The sequence below is a fragment of the Rhodococcus cercidiphylli genome (assembly GCF_033042225.1).
Lineage (GTDB): Bacteria > Actinomycetota > Actinomycetes > Mycobacteriales > Mycobacteriaceae > Rhodococcoides.
Genome location: NZ_JAWLKE010000005.1, coordinates 279044 through 293567, shown reverse-complemented (window position 1 = coordinate 293567; position 14524 = coordinate 279044). Strand labels below are relative to the sequence as shown.

General features: G+C 59.4%; 14 protein-coding genes and 1 tRNA gene. 11 read left to right on the top strand and 4 right to left on the bottom strand.

The genetic code is table 11. The features are described 5' to 3' along the window. Positions 1-99: 99 nt before the first annotated feature. Positions 100-172, top strand: a tRNA-Asn gene (locus tag R3P95_RS14580). Positions 173-295: 123 nt separating this feature from the next. Here R3P95_RS14580 and R3P95_RS14575 read toward each other — a convergent pair. Next, on the bottom strand, positions 296-421 hold the full coding sequence (locus tag R3P95_RS14575) for a hypothetical protein (RefSeq protein ID WP_317548631.1): 126 nt from the start codon (positions 419-421) through the stop codon (positions 296-298). 304 nt (positions 422-725) lie between these two features. Here R3P95_RS14575 and R3P95_RS14570 point away from each other — a divergent pair, with 304 nt between their 5' ends. The 8 genes from R3P95_RS14570 (at position 726) to R3P95_RS14545 (ending at position 9250) form a co-directional block, all read left to right on the top strand. Then, the gene (locus R3P95_RS14570; RefSeq protein WP_317548630.1) at positions 726-986 is read left to right on the top strand and encodes a hypothetical protein; all 261 of its coding nucleotides are present in this window, start codon (positions 726-728) and stop codon (positions 984-986) included. A 76-nt stretch (positions 987-1062) separates the two neighbouring features. Then, positions 1063-1455 carry a hypothetical protein gene (locus tag R3P95_RS26165; RefSeq protein ID WP_394855425.1) on the top strand — a complete coding sequence of 131 codons (393 nt, stop codon included), beginning with the start codon at positions 1063-1065 and terminating at the stop codon, positions 1453-1455. A 42-nt stretch (positions 1456-1497) separates the two neighbouring features. Next, positions 1498-1989 (top strand): DNA polymerase beta superfamily protein, encoded by a 492-nt coding sequence (locus tag R3P95_RS26160; protein WP_394855424.1) that lies wholly within the window; start codon positions 1498-1500, stop codon positions 1987-1989. 175 nt (positions 1990-2164) lie between these two features. Continuing rightward, entirely contained in the window at positions 2165-2563 is a 399-nt protein-coding gene (locus R3P95_RS26155) for a DUF6221 family protein (RefSeq protein ID WP_394855423.1), read from the top strand. 242 nt (positions 2564-2805) lie between these two features. Further along, positions 2806-3288, top strand: a complete 483-nt coding sequence (locus R3P95_RS14560; protein ID WP_317548628.1) for a toll/interleukin-1 receptor domain-containing protein — start codon at positions 2806-2808, stop codon at positions 3286-3288. Between the two features lie 1125 nt (positions 3289-4413). Next, positions 4414-4956 carry a TIR domain-containing protein gene (locus R3P95_RS14555; RefSeq protein WP_317548627.1) on the top strand — a complete coding sequence of 181 codons (543 nt, stop codon included), beginning with the start codon at positions 4414-4416 and terminating at the stop codon, positions 4954-4956. Beyond that, positions 4953-5840, top strand: coding sequence for a DUF4231 domain-containing protein (locus R3P95_RS14550; RefSeq protein ID WP_317548626.1), 888 nt, complete (start codon positions 4953-4955; stop codon positions 5838-5840). The genes R3P95_RS14555 and R3P95_RS14550 overlap by 4 nt, the downstream gene beginning before the upstream one ends. Positions 5841-5884: 44 nt before the next feature. Beyond that, positions 5885-9250, top strand: a complete 3366-nt coding sequence (locus R3P95_RS14545; RefSeq protein ID WP_317548625.1) for a DUF4062 domain-containing protein — start codon at positions 5885-5887, stop codon at positions 9248-9250. A 416-nt stretch (positions 9251-9666) separates the two neighbouring features. Here the strand turns inward: R3P95_RS14545 and istB are convergent, their stop codons facing one another. Further along, a complete protein-coding gene (gene istB, locus R3P95_RS14540; RefSeq protein ID WP_317548624.1) occupies positions 9667-10509 on the bottom strand; it encodes an IS21-like element helper ATPase IstB in 843 nt (280 codons plus the stop codon). Next, the gene (locus R3P95_RS14535) at positions 10509-11897 is read right to left on the bottom strand and encodes a Mu transposase domain-containing protein (RefSeq protein ID WP_317548623.1); all 1389 of its coding nucleotides are present in this window, start codon (positions 11895-11897) and stop codon (positions 10509-10511) included. The genes istB and R3P95_RS14535 overlap by 1 nt, the downstream gene beginning before the upstream one ends. Positions 11898-12313: 416 nt before the next feature. Between R3P95_RS14535 and R3P95_RS14530 the strand changes: the two genes are divergently transcribed. Further along, positions 12314-13228 carry an AfsA-related hotdog domain-containing protein gene (locus R3P95_RS14530; protein ID WP_149406187.1) on the top strand — a complete coding sequence of 305 codons (915 nt, stop codon included), beginning with the start codon at positions 12314-12316 and terminating at the stop codon, positions 13226-13228. On the opposite strand, the gene R3P95_RS14525 is transcribed toward R3P95_RS14530, so the two are convergent. Next, positions 13206-13847: a ScbR family autoregulator-binding transcription factor gene (locus tag R3P95_RS14525; protein ID WP_317548622.1), complete on the bottom strand. Its 642-nt coding sequence runs from the start codon at positions 13845-13847 to the stop codon at positions 13206-13208. The two genes, R3P95_RS14530 and R3P95_RS14525, sit on opposite strands and share 23 nt — an antisense overlap. 82 nt (positions 13848-13929) lie before the next feature. On the opposite strand from R3P95_RS14525, the gene R3P95_RS14520 reads away from it, so the two are divergent. Continuing rightward, the gene (locus R3P95_RS14520) at positions 13930-14397 is read left to right on the top strand and encodes an NUDIX domain-containing protein (protein WP_269593817.1); all 468 of its coding nucleotides are present in this window, start codon (positions 13930-13932) and stop codon (positions 14395-14397) included. Positions 14398-14524 lie beyond the last annotated feature (127 nt).

The following is a 14524-nucleotide window of genomic DNA, read 5'->3' as shown; positions in this document are numbered from 1 at the left end:
CTTGCCCGACGAACCTCGAGCAGGGCGATTTGGTACTCGGCAGGGGGTGTGCGCTATTGTTTCCAACGGCTCGCACGAGAGTGTGACGTCGCGAGGTAATCCCCCATAGCTCAATTGGCAGAGCATTCGACTGTTAATCGAAGGGTTCCTGGTTCGAGTCCAGGTGGGGGAGCGCAAGGATAGCCCCTCACCTGCACGTTCAGGTGAGGGGCTCTTTCTGTTCCAGGCCGAAGGTTGCCGAACCCCGCACCTGCCCCACGCCTTGCCGCCCCGACGGTGCGATAGTGTCGAGTGCCTAGGTCATGCCGGTTGCCGAGTTCGTCAGCTGCACGTAGTACGCGTCCGTTACTGCGGTGTTGGCGTGACCGAGCTGAGACTGTGCCGCCTCCACTCCGAACTGAGCCTTCACGAGTGTTGCCACAGTCCGGCGGAAGCTGTGTGTCTTCCCAATCGAAGTCGTTGCCGAGTGCACCACGCCAGCATCGCCGAACGTTGGCAGGGGAAACCCAGTTGTCGGTCGATGGTACGCAGACGGCATCGTTCGGTTTGTTGAAGGTGAGGGCCTCTCGGCGTCGACGGAGGATGTCCACAGCGAACTTCGGGATCACGATCGTCAGCGGGGGAGCATCACCCTTACGGTGGGGCCGACGGATCAACTTCTCCCCAGCGGATCGGGGTTGCACCAGGTTCGCGTTCACGACGATCGTCGGAACCTCGGCGTTGAGATGTACGTCCTCCCACAGCAGAGCGAGCAGCTCCGATATGCGGATTCCGGTAGCCATCAGCAAGTCCATCTGATCCTGGAGGTCAGCACCGGGCTTCGGGCCGTACTTGCGGCGCACCACACCCTCGGCATCGACCGTCTCGTGTCGGCAGTACAAATCCACGGCGGCGCAAATGTGGCCTTGTTCGTCGATGTGGCCGAGTTCCACCTGCTAGTGGACGCAGGCAATGCAGCAGTTCGTGCTCTCCAGGAGCAGCAGTAATTGTCCGACAACTGACAGCTGAATAGTCCGTCTTTCCTACTGGGGTGGTGCTTCACGCGTCACTCCGGTTCACTTCGTGGCCAACCTTGGCAGCACCGCTGACGGCGGACTTCTTGCCCACTGGCTCGGTGGCTCAGTGAAATTCCTCGATGGGCACTGCTTTTTCGCGTCACTTCCGTCCAGGAAAAGACGACGAGAGGAAACGATGACACAGTTGCTGGGAACGATCGCCCACGGATCAGAACAACATCGACTGATTGCTGAAGAGAACACCGTGATGCGCGGCCAGGTCGGCTCGGGCCTCCATGGGGTGACCATCGTCGGACGCGACGACCGGGACGACATGGGTCTATGCATCGAACCGCCCGAGTACGTCATCGGCAACGAGAAGTTCGAGCAATATCAGTTTCGGATACAGCCCGAAGGCGTTGGCTCGGGAGTGGGCGATCTCGATCTCGTCGTCTACTAACTGCGGAAGTGGGCGCGACTCGCCGCACAGGGAAACCCCACGGTGCTACTGCTTCTGTTCATTCCGCCCCAGGAGATCGCCACGATCTCGGAGGTAGGTAGAGACATCCAGGCTTACCCGGAGATGTTCATCTCCAACCAGGCAGCCCATCGCTTCGCCGGATACCTCGCGGCACAGAAAGAACGGATGCTCGGTCTGAGGTCGCAGCGAACCAACCGGCCGGAGCTTGTCGATGTGCACGGCTTCGACACGAAGTTCGCGTATCACGCAGTGAGGCTTGGGCTTCAGGGTGTTGAGCTGATGTCGACCGGGCGCGTCGCACTGCCCATGCCGGAGCCTGACAGAACGTGGCTGACCGACCTGCGAAAGGGGAAGCACACCAAGGAAGAAGCACTCGAGCGGACGGACGACCTGCACGACAGGTTGCAGCAACTGGCCTCGGTCTCGGCTTGGCCTGATCGAGTCGACATGAAAGCAGTGGATGAGTGGTTGGTCAACACGCACCACGGCTGGTGGAGGGGTGAGTTCCGTTGAGGCTGTTGGTGTTCTTAAAGGCTCGCCTCGATGAGGACGAGCAAGTCGCGATGACTGCTGCGAACGGGAAGCCTGAGAACTACGGCAGGTGGGACTACGGAGGAGGTGACTACGACGCTCCCTGACGCGGAGAGGTCTACGCACCCGATGCATCCGGGCCAGACAGCCCGGCTTCATGGACTACCGCTACGTCACGTGCGACTCGGAGGGGTTGCTTCCGGCTGTCGAGGCGGAGCAGGCAACACACATCGCCCGTCACGATCCCGCTCGGGTGCTGCGAGAAGTCGCAGCAAAACGGCGACTCATCGCTGACTTCGCTGACCAATCTTGCCTGGAGTGCTCAAGCATGTCGGGCGGGAATATTCTGTCCGACAACGTGGTTCGGGCGCTCGCCTCGGCGTACAGCTGTCGTACCGCAGATCTACTATTTTTCCAAAAGTTCACATATGAGTTCGTCGAATTAGCAGACCGAATCTGGGAATGCTTCAGGGACGCGAAACAAAGGGCACTTGGTGCCGAACTGCAAGACGCATCTCAATTCTTGCGGGAGGTATCCGCGTTTTGGGGGAGCTAGCGCTGCTGTCTGAACACTTTTGTACCGAGTAGAATCCAGCTATGACCAGGTGCACAGCTCCAGTCCAAGGCCACCGATCACCTAGCGCAGAAGCAGCCTGTCCTGCATGCCGCGGCCGAAGGTACAGGAGCTACTCGACGCGGCGGCCGTACCCCATGACTCGACGCGATAGTGGAGGCAGTTCGGGGGTTGCGTCCGGACGAAGCGAGACCAGGCCGAGGTGGTCCCCCAGTATTTCGACCGTGGACTACACGACCGCTGAAGTCCGGGCCCTTACTCCATACCGGCGCACTGTCGAGTCAGTGGGTCTGCAACCGGACCTGCGTGATCTCTTTCTCTGCCATGCTTGGGACGACCGGCGCGGCGCTGCTTCTGAGCTGAGCGACCTGCTCAAGGCGAACGGGGTGTCCGTCTGGTTCAGCGAGAAGGACATATTGCTTGGGCAACCCTTCATGCGAGAGATTGACCGAGGCTTGGCACGATCACGTGCAGGGCTCGTCCTAATCACTCCCGAGTTTTTGAAGCGCGTCGACAACCGGGGGGTTTCTGACAAGGAGCTCTCGGAGCTTTTGGCACGTGACCAGCTGATACCTGTTGTACACGGAACCACGTATGACGAAGTCCGAAAAGTTAGCCCGCTGCTCGGCTCGCGAAACGGTTTGGACACTTCAGAAGATTCGATGGAAGTCATTGCTACGAAGATCGCAGAGCTGGTGTCGCTATAGGGCGAAGTGGTGGCGGGCTGAAGGACCGGGAGTGACCTGCCCAAATGATTCGCCTAGCGGCTATCTCCTGCGAATTCCTGGCACGCTTGACATCTCATTACAATTTGCAGCGTTGCTGGGGGCGCTTCAGTAGATCTCAAGTGCTATCCTCCGCAAGCCAGGTGCTCAGCAACTTTGACATTGATCCCTGAACTTGCTGCGCGCACTTGGTCTCGCTGAATCGGAGGTCTCGGCTGAGAGCTAACCCAGTGACACTGGGAGTTTCAAGGACGTCGGTGTCGGCGCTAGACCGAAGTAACGACGGTAGGTGCTTTTCCGTCTGGATTCGTCTGGATGCTGGCATCATCGATCCGGAAGTACACGGACGGGGCAGCTATCGGGGTCTCTGGTGGGGCGGAGGGGGAGGTCAATGGAACTCGGCGAGGTGCTAGGCCTAGGCGGTCTTATGGTCGCGATGTTGGCTGTTCCGATATCAGTTCTAGCGACCAGACATTGGGGAAGTCGGCGAGCGCGTGTGGACGTCGAAGTCGACGCAACGCCAATGCTGCCGGGCGACACACGAGCGGGGTTGCTTGAGGTGACCTACCGCGATGTCCCAGTTATACGCCCACATCTGGTGGCAGTGACGCTCCGAAACTCGGGCCCGCGTGACGTGTCATCCGACATGTTTGATGGTGGCCGTTCTATCGCGGTGAAATTTGACCAGACGTTCTACGGACTCACATTGACCCAGCGCGATGTCAACATATCCTCACCCGCAATAGGGACGGTGGCTGACCAGGCAGTAGTTCGAATCGCACCTGGCTTGCTGAAACGAGGTGAGTCATGGGGTTTCAGCGCTGTCGTGACCGGACCAATTGAAGTCGCAGTCGACGCTCCACTTGTGGACACTGATGTGCGGCGCATCGAGCCCAACAGGGACGGGGCGGCAATTGGCCTGTCCCTCCGCGTAAGTGCGCTCGGGATTATGGCCGAAGTGCCCCTACGTCGTAGGCCCTGAGGCTTGGTCGTGACGCACCATATCCGGCACCATGACGGGGATTCCGCTCTCAAATCAGGGTGCTAAAGACGCTCACCTTCGAACCCAATGCAAACCGCAGACGAGCGGGAAGACAGGAGAAGGCTTTGGGAACTCTGGCAAACCAGACCCGGCGAAAATGCTTCATCTCGTACCATCATTCAGACGAGCGCGAGGTGCAACAATTTATTCAGACGTTTGATCACGATCAAGATATTTTGATTGCTCGGGGAATTGGCGCGAGCATGTCTGGTGACATCATTAACAGCTCGGACAACGAATACATTAAGTCACAAATTCGAGCGAAGTATCTACGCGACACGACGGTGACACTGGTCCTCGTAGGCCGAGAGACTTGGGGGCGCAAGTTTGTTGACTGGGAGGTTGCCGCATCTCTTCGCAATACCTCGACGGCAACTGCCAGCGGCTTGCTGGCAGTCACGCTTGCATCGGCCGCCAACTACCATGCCAAACAGCTCCCACCCCGCGTCGAGGACAATGTTAATGGACAAGTCGGGTACGCCCGTTGGTGGAAGTACCCCGCCAGCACGTCTTTGCTTGCCGAGCAAATCGAAGCCGCGTACGACGCGCGAACAACCCGTGCCGACCTTCGTGACAACAGTCGCGCACTCCGATCGCAAAATCATTGATCAGCCGACTCACGGATAGTGATCTCCCAGGAGTATGGATCGATGCAGACGTGGCGTCTCGGGGTGGCCAGCATATGGCCCTTTTCTTGACCCGCACCAAAGTCGGAGGCGGCGTCTTTTCTGCTTTGGGGGGTGTACTCACTTGGCATGTCGGACGATTCGACTTAGCTGCAGCGATAGTTTTGATCGGGTTCAGCGTAGCCTTGGTCAGCGAGCTTATGTCTTGGGTATGCAAGCCTGAAAGATCCTGGTACGACGGTCGTGCCGTGGCGGAGTCAGCGAAGACGCTGGCTTGGCGATACTCGATCGGTTCGGATCCGTTCCCTGTCGAGATGCCTCGCGCCGAAGCAGAAGAAGTCTTCCGTGAACGGATGGTGGAGATTACTCGTGAAATCGCCGACGTTGTGATCTTCGATTCCGCAGATCAAGTAATCACACCCAAAATGGACCTTCTTCGCAGTGCCGAATTTGTGGACCGTCGAGCGGCCTACATCTACGGCAGGACGCTAGATCAGAAGGACTGGTATGCACAGAAGGCGCGCTATAACCGCAAACAAGCCAACACGTGGCGTATGTTGCTGATTACATCCGAGGTGGTAGCGGTGGTCCTTGCCGCCGGCGCGCTGCTCGGGCGATGGCACTTTGATTTTGCTGGACTTCTCGCGTCTGGTATCGCCGCGGGAGCAGCTTGGGTTGCAGTCAAACAATTTTCGCCGCTCGCATCTGCTTACGCTGTTGCGACCATGGAACTCGGAATTCAAGCAAATAGATTAAGCAGTGTAAATGAAGACCGCTGGGCGCTTGTAGCCGCGGACGCTGAAGAAGCGATCAGTCGCGAACACACAACCTGGCTGGCTTCGCGAACGGGACGTGTCCAATCGTAATACTGAAAAGTGCACGACCGAGTCATCGAAGTTGGAAGGCCTAAGTGACCACGATTCCGATATTCTTGTCGTCAACCTTTCGTGATTTCCATCGCGAACGCGACATACTGGTGCGCGAAGTTGCCCCGCAGATTGACGATGCGCTCCGCGAATTCGGTTGTCGAGTCGATCTGATCGACCTTCGGTGGGGAGTGGGTGCTGACGTGATCGACATGGAGGACGACGTAAAATACGCTCGAGTGCTGAGTGTGTGTTTCGATGAAATCGAGCGAGCGCGTCCTCTTTTTGTCGGTCTAGTGGGACAACGGTATGGCTGGGTTCCGTCACTAATGGCTGCGTCGAATATAACGGGTAGTCGATTGGATGTAGATCCTGCCGGAATGTCTGCAACAGCTCTTGAGATTGAATACGGCGCATTCGCATCGCCCGATGAGGCAATGCACACCCTTTTTTTCTTTCGAGCTATCGACGGCAGAAAACCCGTTGGTTTCGAGGACGACGACCTTACGCTAGTGCACGGATTACGTGATCGTATCAGTTCGACCGCCTCGTCGAATTCGCAATGGTCCGTTAACAACTATGTACTGAAAGCAGAATCCGGCCAAATTTCGGATTTTGCGCCGTTCACCGATTTAGCCACGAAGCTTCTAATACGAACTGCAGTTGAGCGGGCGAGGGCACTCCCTGAGCGTCCAGCCAATCCGCTGGCAGCGGCTGAGTCGTTGTTCTTCGAGTCTCGCGTTGTCGTCGAAGGACGCGAGACGTTGATCGATCAAGTAGTCAATTTGCTGCGTGCGGGAATGAGTGTGTGTTTGCTCGGTGAGTCCGGCATCGGAAAATCTGCGATCTGGTGCAAAGCAATTGATCAAGTCAATGAGTCTCGAATCGTCCTTCGGGCAGCAATCCCATCGTCCGAGCTTCTGACCTCGAACTCTGGGGTTGTTCGCCGCCTCGCTTCTCAATTGGGTCTGACGCCCCCGCCCTCGGTGGATGATCGCGGACTCCTAGATTGGTGGCGCAACGAGGTCAAGAATCGTGATGGGCTTGTAGTCGGTATCGATGGCGTGGACAGCCTCGACCTGGGGGGCGCTCGTGAAGATCTCGGATGCGTGCTGGGTATGCCCGCGACTCATTTTGTTACGACGACAGACCACGAGCACGCTAGGCGGTTGCGTGCGAACGGGTTCGCCATCGTCGAGGTCGGGCCACTGTCGGTGCCTAGCAGTGCTACAGCCGCAAGCGCGCTTGTCAAGAAGCTTCAGCGAACTCTTCCTCAGCGCGCAATCATGTTATTGGCGGATCGGCCGCGGTCTCCGCTCTGGTTGCAGCTTGCGCTGGGCGAGATCACGTCTCTCGGTGAGGGAGACTTTGCGGTGATTGACAATAGTGATCCAGTGAGGGCGCTCAGCGATCTAGTCGAGCAAACAGTCGCCCAACTGCCGAACGACATGCCGAGCATGATTCAACGCCAAATATCTCGGATAGGTAAGCAACTTGGGCTGAACCCTACGAATGCAATATTGGGTGGATTGGCTTTGTCGAGAAGTGGGCTTGCGCCAGTGGACCTTGCGGTGTCCATGGGCGTTACGGAATTGGACGTCGCGGTCGTTCGCCGCAGCTTCGGCGGCTTAATTTGCGAATGCGGTCTGGACGGGAGACTTGGCTTCGCACATTCCGCAGTTAAAATCGCGATCGACTCGTCGTTTCCGCTGACGCACGACGGCTACCGGCAAGATCTTCATTGGCGAACCGCGCAAACCCTTATCCGAAATGCGCAAGATGATCAGGTGCGTCACGCGGATGCACTGTGGCATGCGATTTCGGCAGGGTCCGAGAAATCTGCCGCGGCGGCGAGCGAATGGATACTGATTGGGCTGGGTAAAGGGCCGAGCGGCTTGCCAGCGTACGTTGTACGGGTCTTGGTATCGGCGGTGAGAGTTTATGGAGCACAAAATGCATTCTTTGACTCAATATCCGAGAAGGTGGTGCTGGGTGTGACGCGAGCAATGACAGGTGGTGCGGTCAGCGGCGTACCACCTCAGGGCATGCGGGAACTTGCTATCCGTTTACTAGGTAGAGCGCAAGAAATGGTACTCCGTCCTGTGCACAACGGGTCGATTGCGAACGAAGCATTGGCCAGTGCCTTGCGCGCCGCCGTTGAATTTGACTCTGAGGAAATTAACAATTACCTCGCGGCTCTTGAGGAATTTCTGATTGCGAGTAAAGATGGTCACAGTGAGGTATATCTTGCATTCGGCCAGGTCGCGTACGCAGTTGAACGCGAGAAAGCAAGGGCGCTAATTGATCGAGCTGTCAACTGGGCAGAGTTGGCGATACTTACTCATATATTTTCGCGCAAGGACCGCTCGGCAGCGACCCCCATGAGTTGGGGAATTGACGTGTCAGGGTGGTCCAACTTGTGTGTCCTACTTGAGGTTGCGCACCATTTTGGGGTTGTGCAAGGTGCGCCGACGCGAATCCTACGCTATTGCGAGCTCGTGGTTCGCGCCGATCCAGAAGATCGGGCCAGACGCAGAAACTATGCGGCCGCCAGAATTTTCGCGTGGGTCAAAGATGAAGCGCCGGACTCGGAGCGAGACGGCGCAGTAGCTGAGCTGAAGAACCTCCTTGCCTCGCAACCCGACGACGAAGAGTGCATACGGTTAATGCACGCTGCCAATCCTGATGGGAGCGAGGCATCGAACCATCGACTGCTCCGCCCGATTGATGGGTTGTCGATGCAATGGTCGGCTCGGTTCACTACAGACGAGCGTGTCGCTTACGGGCTTTGGCACGAGGCAGCGATGATGACCATTGCTGCAATTGACAGGGGTCAACGCACAGCGGAGCAATTTCACCGACTGGCAATGCGGCTTTTTGTACTGACCAAGTTCTCATGCGAACCAGATCCCGGTGCGAAACTCACCCAATCATTGACCTGGCTGGAGAGTGCAGCGATTCTAGACGGAAGTGTCATCAGTGCCTCCTCGCTAGTCAATTACAACCAGCTGACAACTACCGGCTTTTCCAAGACGGAACACGTGCGGTCCCTTCTTCGGATTGTTAACACCATCGGCCACGGATGGGTAGCGACGCTAATTCCGCTGACATGCGCGTGGGCGCGGTATCTCAACCAATCTGGGGAGACGGTGGAAGAAGCGGTATTGCTTTTGGAGGCGGCCGCCTTGGTCCAGTCTTGGGAGTACTCGCCACAGTTCGCGGAAGCCCGCGAAGCCAGCAGAAAGCACGGAGGGACATCATTCGGACCAAAATATCACGCTCGATCAGTTGCAAAAGACCTTCGAATAGTGTTCGGACTCATCGGTAGAAGAAATCTGGTACTTCGTGGTCGCATAGTAATCGCAATTGCAAAGCTCGACCAGATTGCTGTCCCTCCAACCGGACCGTGACTGTTTGGAGACTCTGGAAGGTGCTTCAAGCTCCTCCGGGTACTAGGGCCTACCGAGTCGGCCTCTTTCGATGCGCCTGAGCTGGGCGTAAGCGTTATCTCCTCGAAAGGGCGGCAAAAATCGGTACCAAGGTGACCTCTGTGGTTGCCGGGCAGCGCGTGCGGGCAGCGTGTTGGCGAGCGCACCGAGTTTGAGCGCCTTGAGTAGTTGGACTAGGTCTATGCCGACCGGTTCGGTGGTGGCTGGGAAAGAGAAGCTCACTTTAGGTGTACTGCTACGACTCATCACGATCCCCCAAGGTCACATCGGAACTGTCTGTTAAATCGAAGGGTTCCTGGTTCGAGTCCAGGTGGGTGAAGAGGCTGAGCGAAATTCCCCAACCGCGCTCACCGAAATTCCCCACTCGTGAGCGGTCTTCACTGTAGTGGTTGGCGGGTTCGGGTGGTGGTTTTGCGGAGCTTTTCCGATCTGGCGTTGTGGTCTCGCAGTCGGTAGGAATCGCCGTCGAGGTTGAGCACAACGGAGCGATGCAGGAGCCGGTCGAGCATGGCTGCTGCGACGGTGTTGTCACCGAGCACTTCACCCCACGATCCGACACCACGGTTGGTGGTCATCACGATCGAGGCTTTCATATACCGTTGCGAGACAACCTGAAACAGCGCCGACGCTGCCTCACCGGGCAGTGGAAGGTAGCCGAGTTCGTCGATCACCAACAGGGTCGGTCCGGCGTAGAACCGCATCGTCGTCGCCCACCGCCCTTCCAGTGCAGCTCGATGGCACCGGGCAGCGAGATCGGCGGCGGTAGTGAAATACGTTCGATACCCGGCATGCGCCGCAGCTCGCGCGAGCCCGACCGACAGATGCGTTTTCCCGACCCCGGGCGGGCCGATGAGCAGCACATTGGTCGCCGTCTCCAAGTATCGGCAGGTCGCGAGCTCGTCGATGAGCTTGCGGTCGACACCGGCTGCGGCGTCGTAGTCGAAATCCTCGAGCGACGCCGGTGTCGGTAGGCAGGCGAACCGCAAGCGTCCGGTCAACCGGCGTGCCTCGGTGGCCTCGACTTCGATCGAAAGCAACCGATCCAACGCTGCGGTCATCGACAGTTCCTCCGCTGCTGCTTGGTCGAGGACCGAGGGCAATGCTTCGGCGGCGTCGTGCAGTTTCAGAACGGCGAGGTGGCCACGCAGGCGTTGATAGAGACTCGCTGCTTCGGCCGTGTTCGGTGCCGGCATCCGGTCGCCTGTCTTCTTGTCGGCCATCACAGGGTGTTCCTTCCGTGTGCAGCACGTTCGTAGATCGACAGGTCATAGACGATCGCACCTTCGGTGTCGGATTCTGTTGCAGCACTGACTTTGTCGAAGATGTCTCGCGATTCGGGATGTGTTGTGCCGGTGACGGTCAGGAGCGTGTTTGCTGCGGCGAGGGCGTCGGGTCCGGGTGGGATCCGTTCTTTGCGGCGGTGCGGGCGGCCGGTGTTCGCACCGGACATCGCCGCTTGCTCGAGGGCGTAGATGTGCCCGTGATCGCGGACCATCGCACCGGTGCCATCCGCCGCGAGGTGATGTCGGGCGATGGTGATCCCGGAGGTGGTGACGATGTCGATGACATCGGAGCCCAGGACGTGCGTCACTGTCACTGCGGCACAGGCGAGTTCGGGTGGAACCGAGTACCGGTTGCCGCGATAGGAGACCAGCGCTTGGCGGGACACGGTCCGGTCGGTAGTCAGGATCGCCGGATACGCCGTCGCCGGCATCGGATGCAACCCCTCGGTGGTGGCGATCGTCGCCACCGACGCCCTCCCGTCCTTCGTCGGTCGCAGCCGGGTGTCGCCGCGCAGACTGCAGAACCGATCCAGGCTTGCTTGCGCTTGCTCGACGGTCAGATCGTCGGCGAGCGTGCGCCACCACCGCTGCGCTGCAGTGTGATTGGACTTCTCCACCGCACCTTTCCGGTTCCCGCGGCGGGGTGGGCAGATCGCGACGGAGACACCGTAGTGTTTCGCGACGCCGGCGAAGCTGGCCGTGACCCGGCCCGACTCCGGGTGGCAGACCGTGGCCATCCGATCGAACCGCCAGACGCGGCTGACTCCGCCGAGGCCTCGGCAGATGCGGTCGAGTCCGTCGACGACATGCGGTTGGGTCATGTTCGGGGCGAGGACCCCGCGCCACTTGCCCGAGCAGGCCAACGTTCCGACGAACAGATGCGCCATCGAACCCCACCCCCAGGAGGCGGGCGGGTTCGGTAGATCGACCCAATCCCATTGTGTCTCTTCACCCGGCGGGTGATCGATCACCGCGTTCGGTCTTTCGGTGGCGGTCAGGCAGGCCTGGCAGATCGGACGGAGTTTAAGCTCGCGGATCTTGCGGTGCAGCGTTTGATACGACATCGAATAGCCGAGGTCTTCGAGCTCGTCGCACAACGTGCGGACCCACAGGTGCGGGTCGTCGATCAGGCGCGCGGTGACGTATGCGAGGAACACCCCGAAGGGGTCCGGGATGCTGCGTTTACGCACTCCAGGGGTGGTCGTCCCGTTGAGGTAGGACCGGATGGTCTTGCGGTCGCGGCCGGTGTGTCTCGCGATGTCGGCGATTTTCCAGCCTCGTTGATGCAGGGCGTGTATTTCCACGTCTTCCTCCCGTGTAAGCATGAGGAGCGGGTCTCCTTCGGGTAGCTGGTGTGTGGTCAGAGACCATCAGCATCCGGGGAGACCCGCCCTCGTTGGCGGTGCCACACGGGTGGGGAATTTCAGTGAGCGTCAGTGGGGAATTTCGATGAGCGCCGTCATGGGGGAGCGCAGCCCCCGTTCGGTTCGCCCGGGCGGGGATTTTTGCTGTCTGGAGTGAGCCGCATGAGCCCCCCGGCACCGTCCGTGAACGTGGCGAAACAAGTGGTACCGAGAGTTCGAGTCAGTTAACAGATCGTGATGGTTATTTCTGTATATCGATTGAATGAATCCCGCCAACCGATGCCAGTTTTGTCGGTCTCCCGCGACATACTGAACGAGCGATCCCGGTGGCTCAACAGTGCTATAAAAAACCGGGTCGGTCGGTTTTAAGGGGCTTCATGAGTTTGAGTTACGCAGCAACGGTTCCACGGCACCTCGTGCATCGGAGGTCGCCGGGCGACGTTCTGTTGACCGATTACGAGACCGTCGAGGGCACCCATCGGGCGGCCGTTCAGTTCCCCACGTCGCATCGCATGTTCGCGCCGGTGCGTAGAACCCACGACTCGTTGATGGTGGCCGAGGCTCTGCGTCAAGCGATCAGCCTCTTCTGCCACGTCAACCACGGGGTGCCACTCGATCATGTGGTGTTCATCGAGCACTCCCGCTTCGAGATCCTGGACCCGCTCTCGGTCGACGACATCGACGATTCCTTGGTCGCAGAGTCGATCACGACCGACGTGGTGTTCGAGAACGAGTCGCTGGACAACATGAAGCTGTCTGCCCGACTCCTGAACGGCACCCACCTCGTCGCGTCGGGGACGGCGTCGGTGCGGACCATCGGACCCGAGGTGTATTCGCAGTTCCGCAAGTCGACCGTTGCCGACCCCCACTTCCGTTTCCTGCCGGCTGGAACCGAGGTGGTCCCGGCGTCCTCCGTCGGACGTCTCGATCCGTCCGACGTGGTGCTGGCACGGCACACATCCGACGGCACCATCGTCGTCGCGCCGGATCCGCGAAACCTGGCGATGTTCGACCATTCGGTCGAGTATCTGCCGGGAGTGACGATGCTCGAAGCGGCCCGTCAGGCTCTGCGTCTGGCGACCGAAACACCGACGTTGGATTTCACCTCCTGCGAGGTGAGATTCATGGGATTCGCCGAGTGGACCAACCCGTGCACGGTGATCGTCGACACGGCCTCCACCGACGGCGTCTTTCGTATTCAGTTCGAGCACGACGGGGAGGTGCTGTCTGCGATGTCCGTCACGGTGACGTCCGAACCGTGGTTGGCACCTACCGATCGCTCCAGTCGATAAGGGCGTCTTCGGCGACTGCCATCACGCGCGCGAGGCGTCGGCGCGGCACCACCGAGGGCAGCAACATCTGCCACATCTCGGTCAGCCGCTGCTGTAGATCGGCGCGTCCGGTCAACATCTCCGACACCGTCTGGACGCCGGTGAACGAGGCGACGATGTATCGACCGAGCGTGTGCGCGTCGATACCGTCGACGATGTCGCCCTCGGCCTGAGCACGTGCGGCCAGATCACCCATCTTGCCGATCCAGTCCTCGAACGCGCGCGCATTGGGACTGTCGGCGATGGCCGACTCCAGCGTCAATCGCATACCCCCGCGGGCGATGGATTCGGTCTGCAGTTGGCGTCCCAATTCCTTGCTCACCAGGATCAAGGCATACAAGGCCTTCGGCGTCCGCTCCATGATGAGGGCACTCGCGTTCGCCGCCATGGACAGTTGCGCGTCGATAACTGCCTGCGCCAAATCCTCCTTGGACGAGAAATGAAAGTACATCGCGCCTTTGCTGACCCCGGCATGGGCGATGATGGTGCTCAAACTTGCTGTGCCGTAACCGAACTTCTCGAAACTGGCGGCGGCCCCTTGGAGTACGGCCTGCCTGGTGGACGCTGCACGCTCCTGCATCGGTAGACAATAACTGTTACCCGGGTTCGCGGCACGACGGCGCGAAGGACTTCTCCTTCCGAATCGATGGCAGGCTGAGGCGATGGTCCACACCAGTGCAGGAATTCTGTTGTACCGCGTCGGCGTCGACGGTCCGGAAGTCCTGATCGCTCACCCCGGAGGACCGTTCTGGGCGCGTAAGGACGACGGGGCCTGGTCCATCGTCAAGGGGCTGATCACCGATGGTGAAGACCCCTGGACGGCGGCCCGCCGAGAATTCCGAGAGGAAGTCGGTGTCGATGTGCCGGCCGGAGAACACATCGAACTCGGCACCGTCAGGCAGCGCGGCGGCAAGATCGTCATCGCGTTCGGCGTCGAGGCCGATCTGGATGTCTCGAATGCGGTGAGCAACACATTCGAGATCGAATGGCCGCCGAAATCCGGTCTCATGAAGTCGTTTCCCGAGGTCGATCGCGTCGAGTGGTTTCCGCTGGCGCAGGCGAGAACGAAACTGCTCGCCTCCCAGCACCCCTTTCTGGACGCGGTGGAGGCGGTTGTCGCAGCACCGTAGTTTCGGTGCGGGTTCCCGGGGTATCCACCGGCCGGAAATGGCGAGGGTCGCGGATGCAGAGTGGGAAACAGATCATGACACCTACGGGTACGGCAGGGGTGACCGCTCACGCGGAGACTGCTCTCGT

What these genes read in the sequence shown, in the direction of transcription:
- R3P95_RS14570 (WP_317548630.1), top strand. Translation starts at nt 726, where the DNA reads ATGTACGTCCTCCCACAGCAGAGCGAGCAGCTCCGATATGCGGATTCC.
- R3P95_RS26155 (WP_394855423.1), top strand. Translation starts at nt 2,165, where the DNA reads ATGGACTACCGCTACGTCACGTGCGACTCGGAGGGGTTGCTTCCGGCT.
- istB (WP_317548624.1), bottom strand. Translation starts at nt 10,509, where the DNA reads ATGGCCGACAAGAAGACAGGCGACCGGATGCCGGCACCGAACACGGCC.
- R3P95_RS14535 (WP_317548623.1), bottom strand. Translation starts at nt 11,897, where the DNA reads ATGCTTACACGGGAGGAAGACGTGGAAATACACGCCCTGCATCAACGA.
- R3P95_RS14530 (WP_149406187.1), top strand. Translation starts at nt 12,314, where the DNA reads ATGAGTTTGAGTTACGCAGCAACGGTTCCACGGCACCTCGTGCATCGG.
- R3P95_RS14525 (WP_317548622.1), bottom strand. Translation starts at nt 13,847, where the DNA reads ATGCAGGAGCGTGCAGCGTCCACCAGGCAGGCCGTACTCCAAGGGGCC.
- R3P95_RS14520 (WP_269593817.1), top strand. Translation starts at nt 13,930, where the DNA reads ATGGTCCACACCAGTGCAGGAATTCTGTTGTACCGCGTCGGCGTCGAC.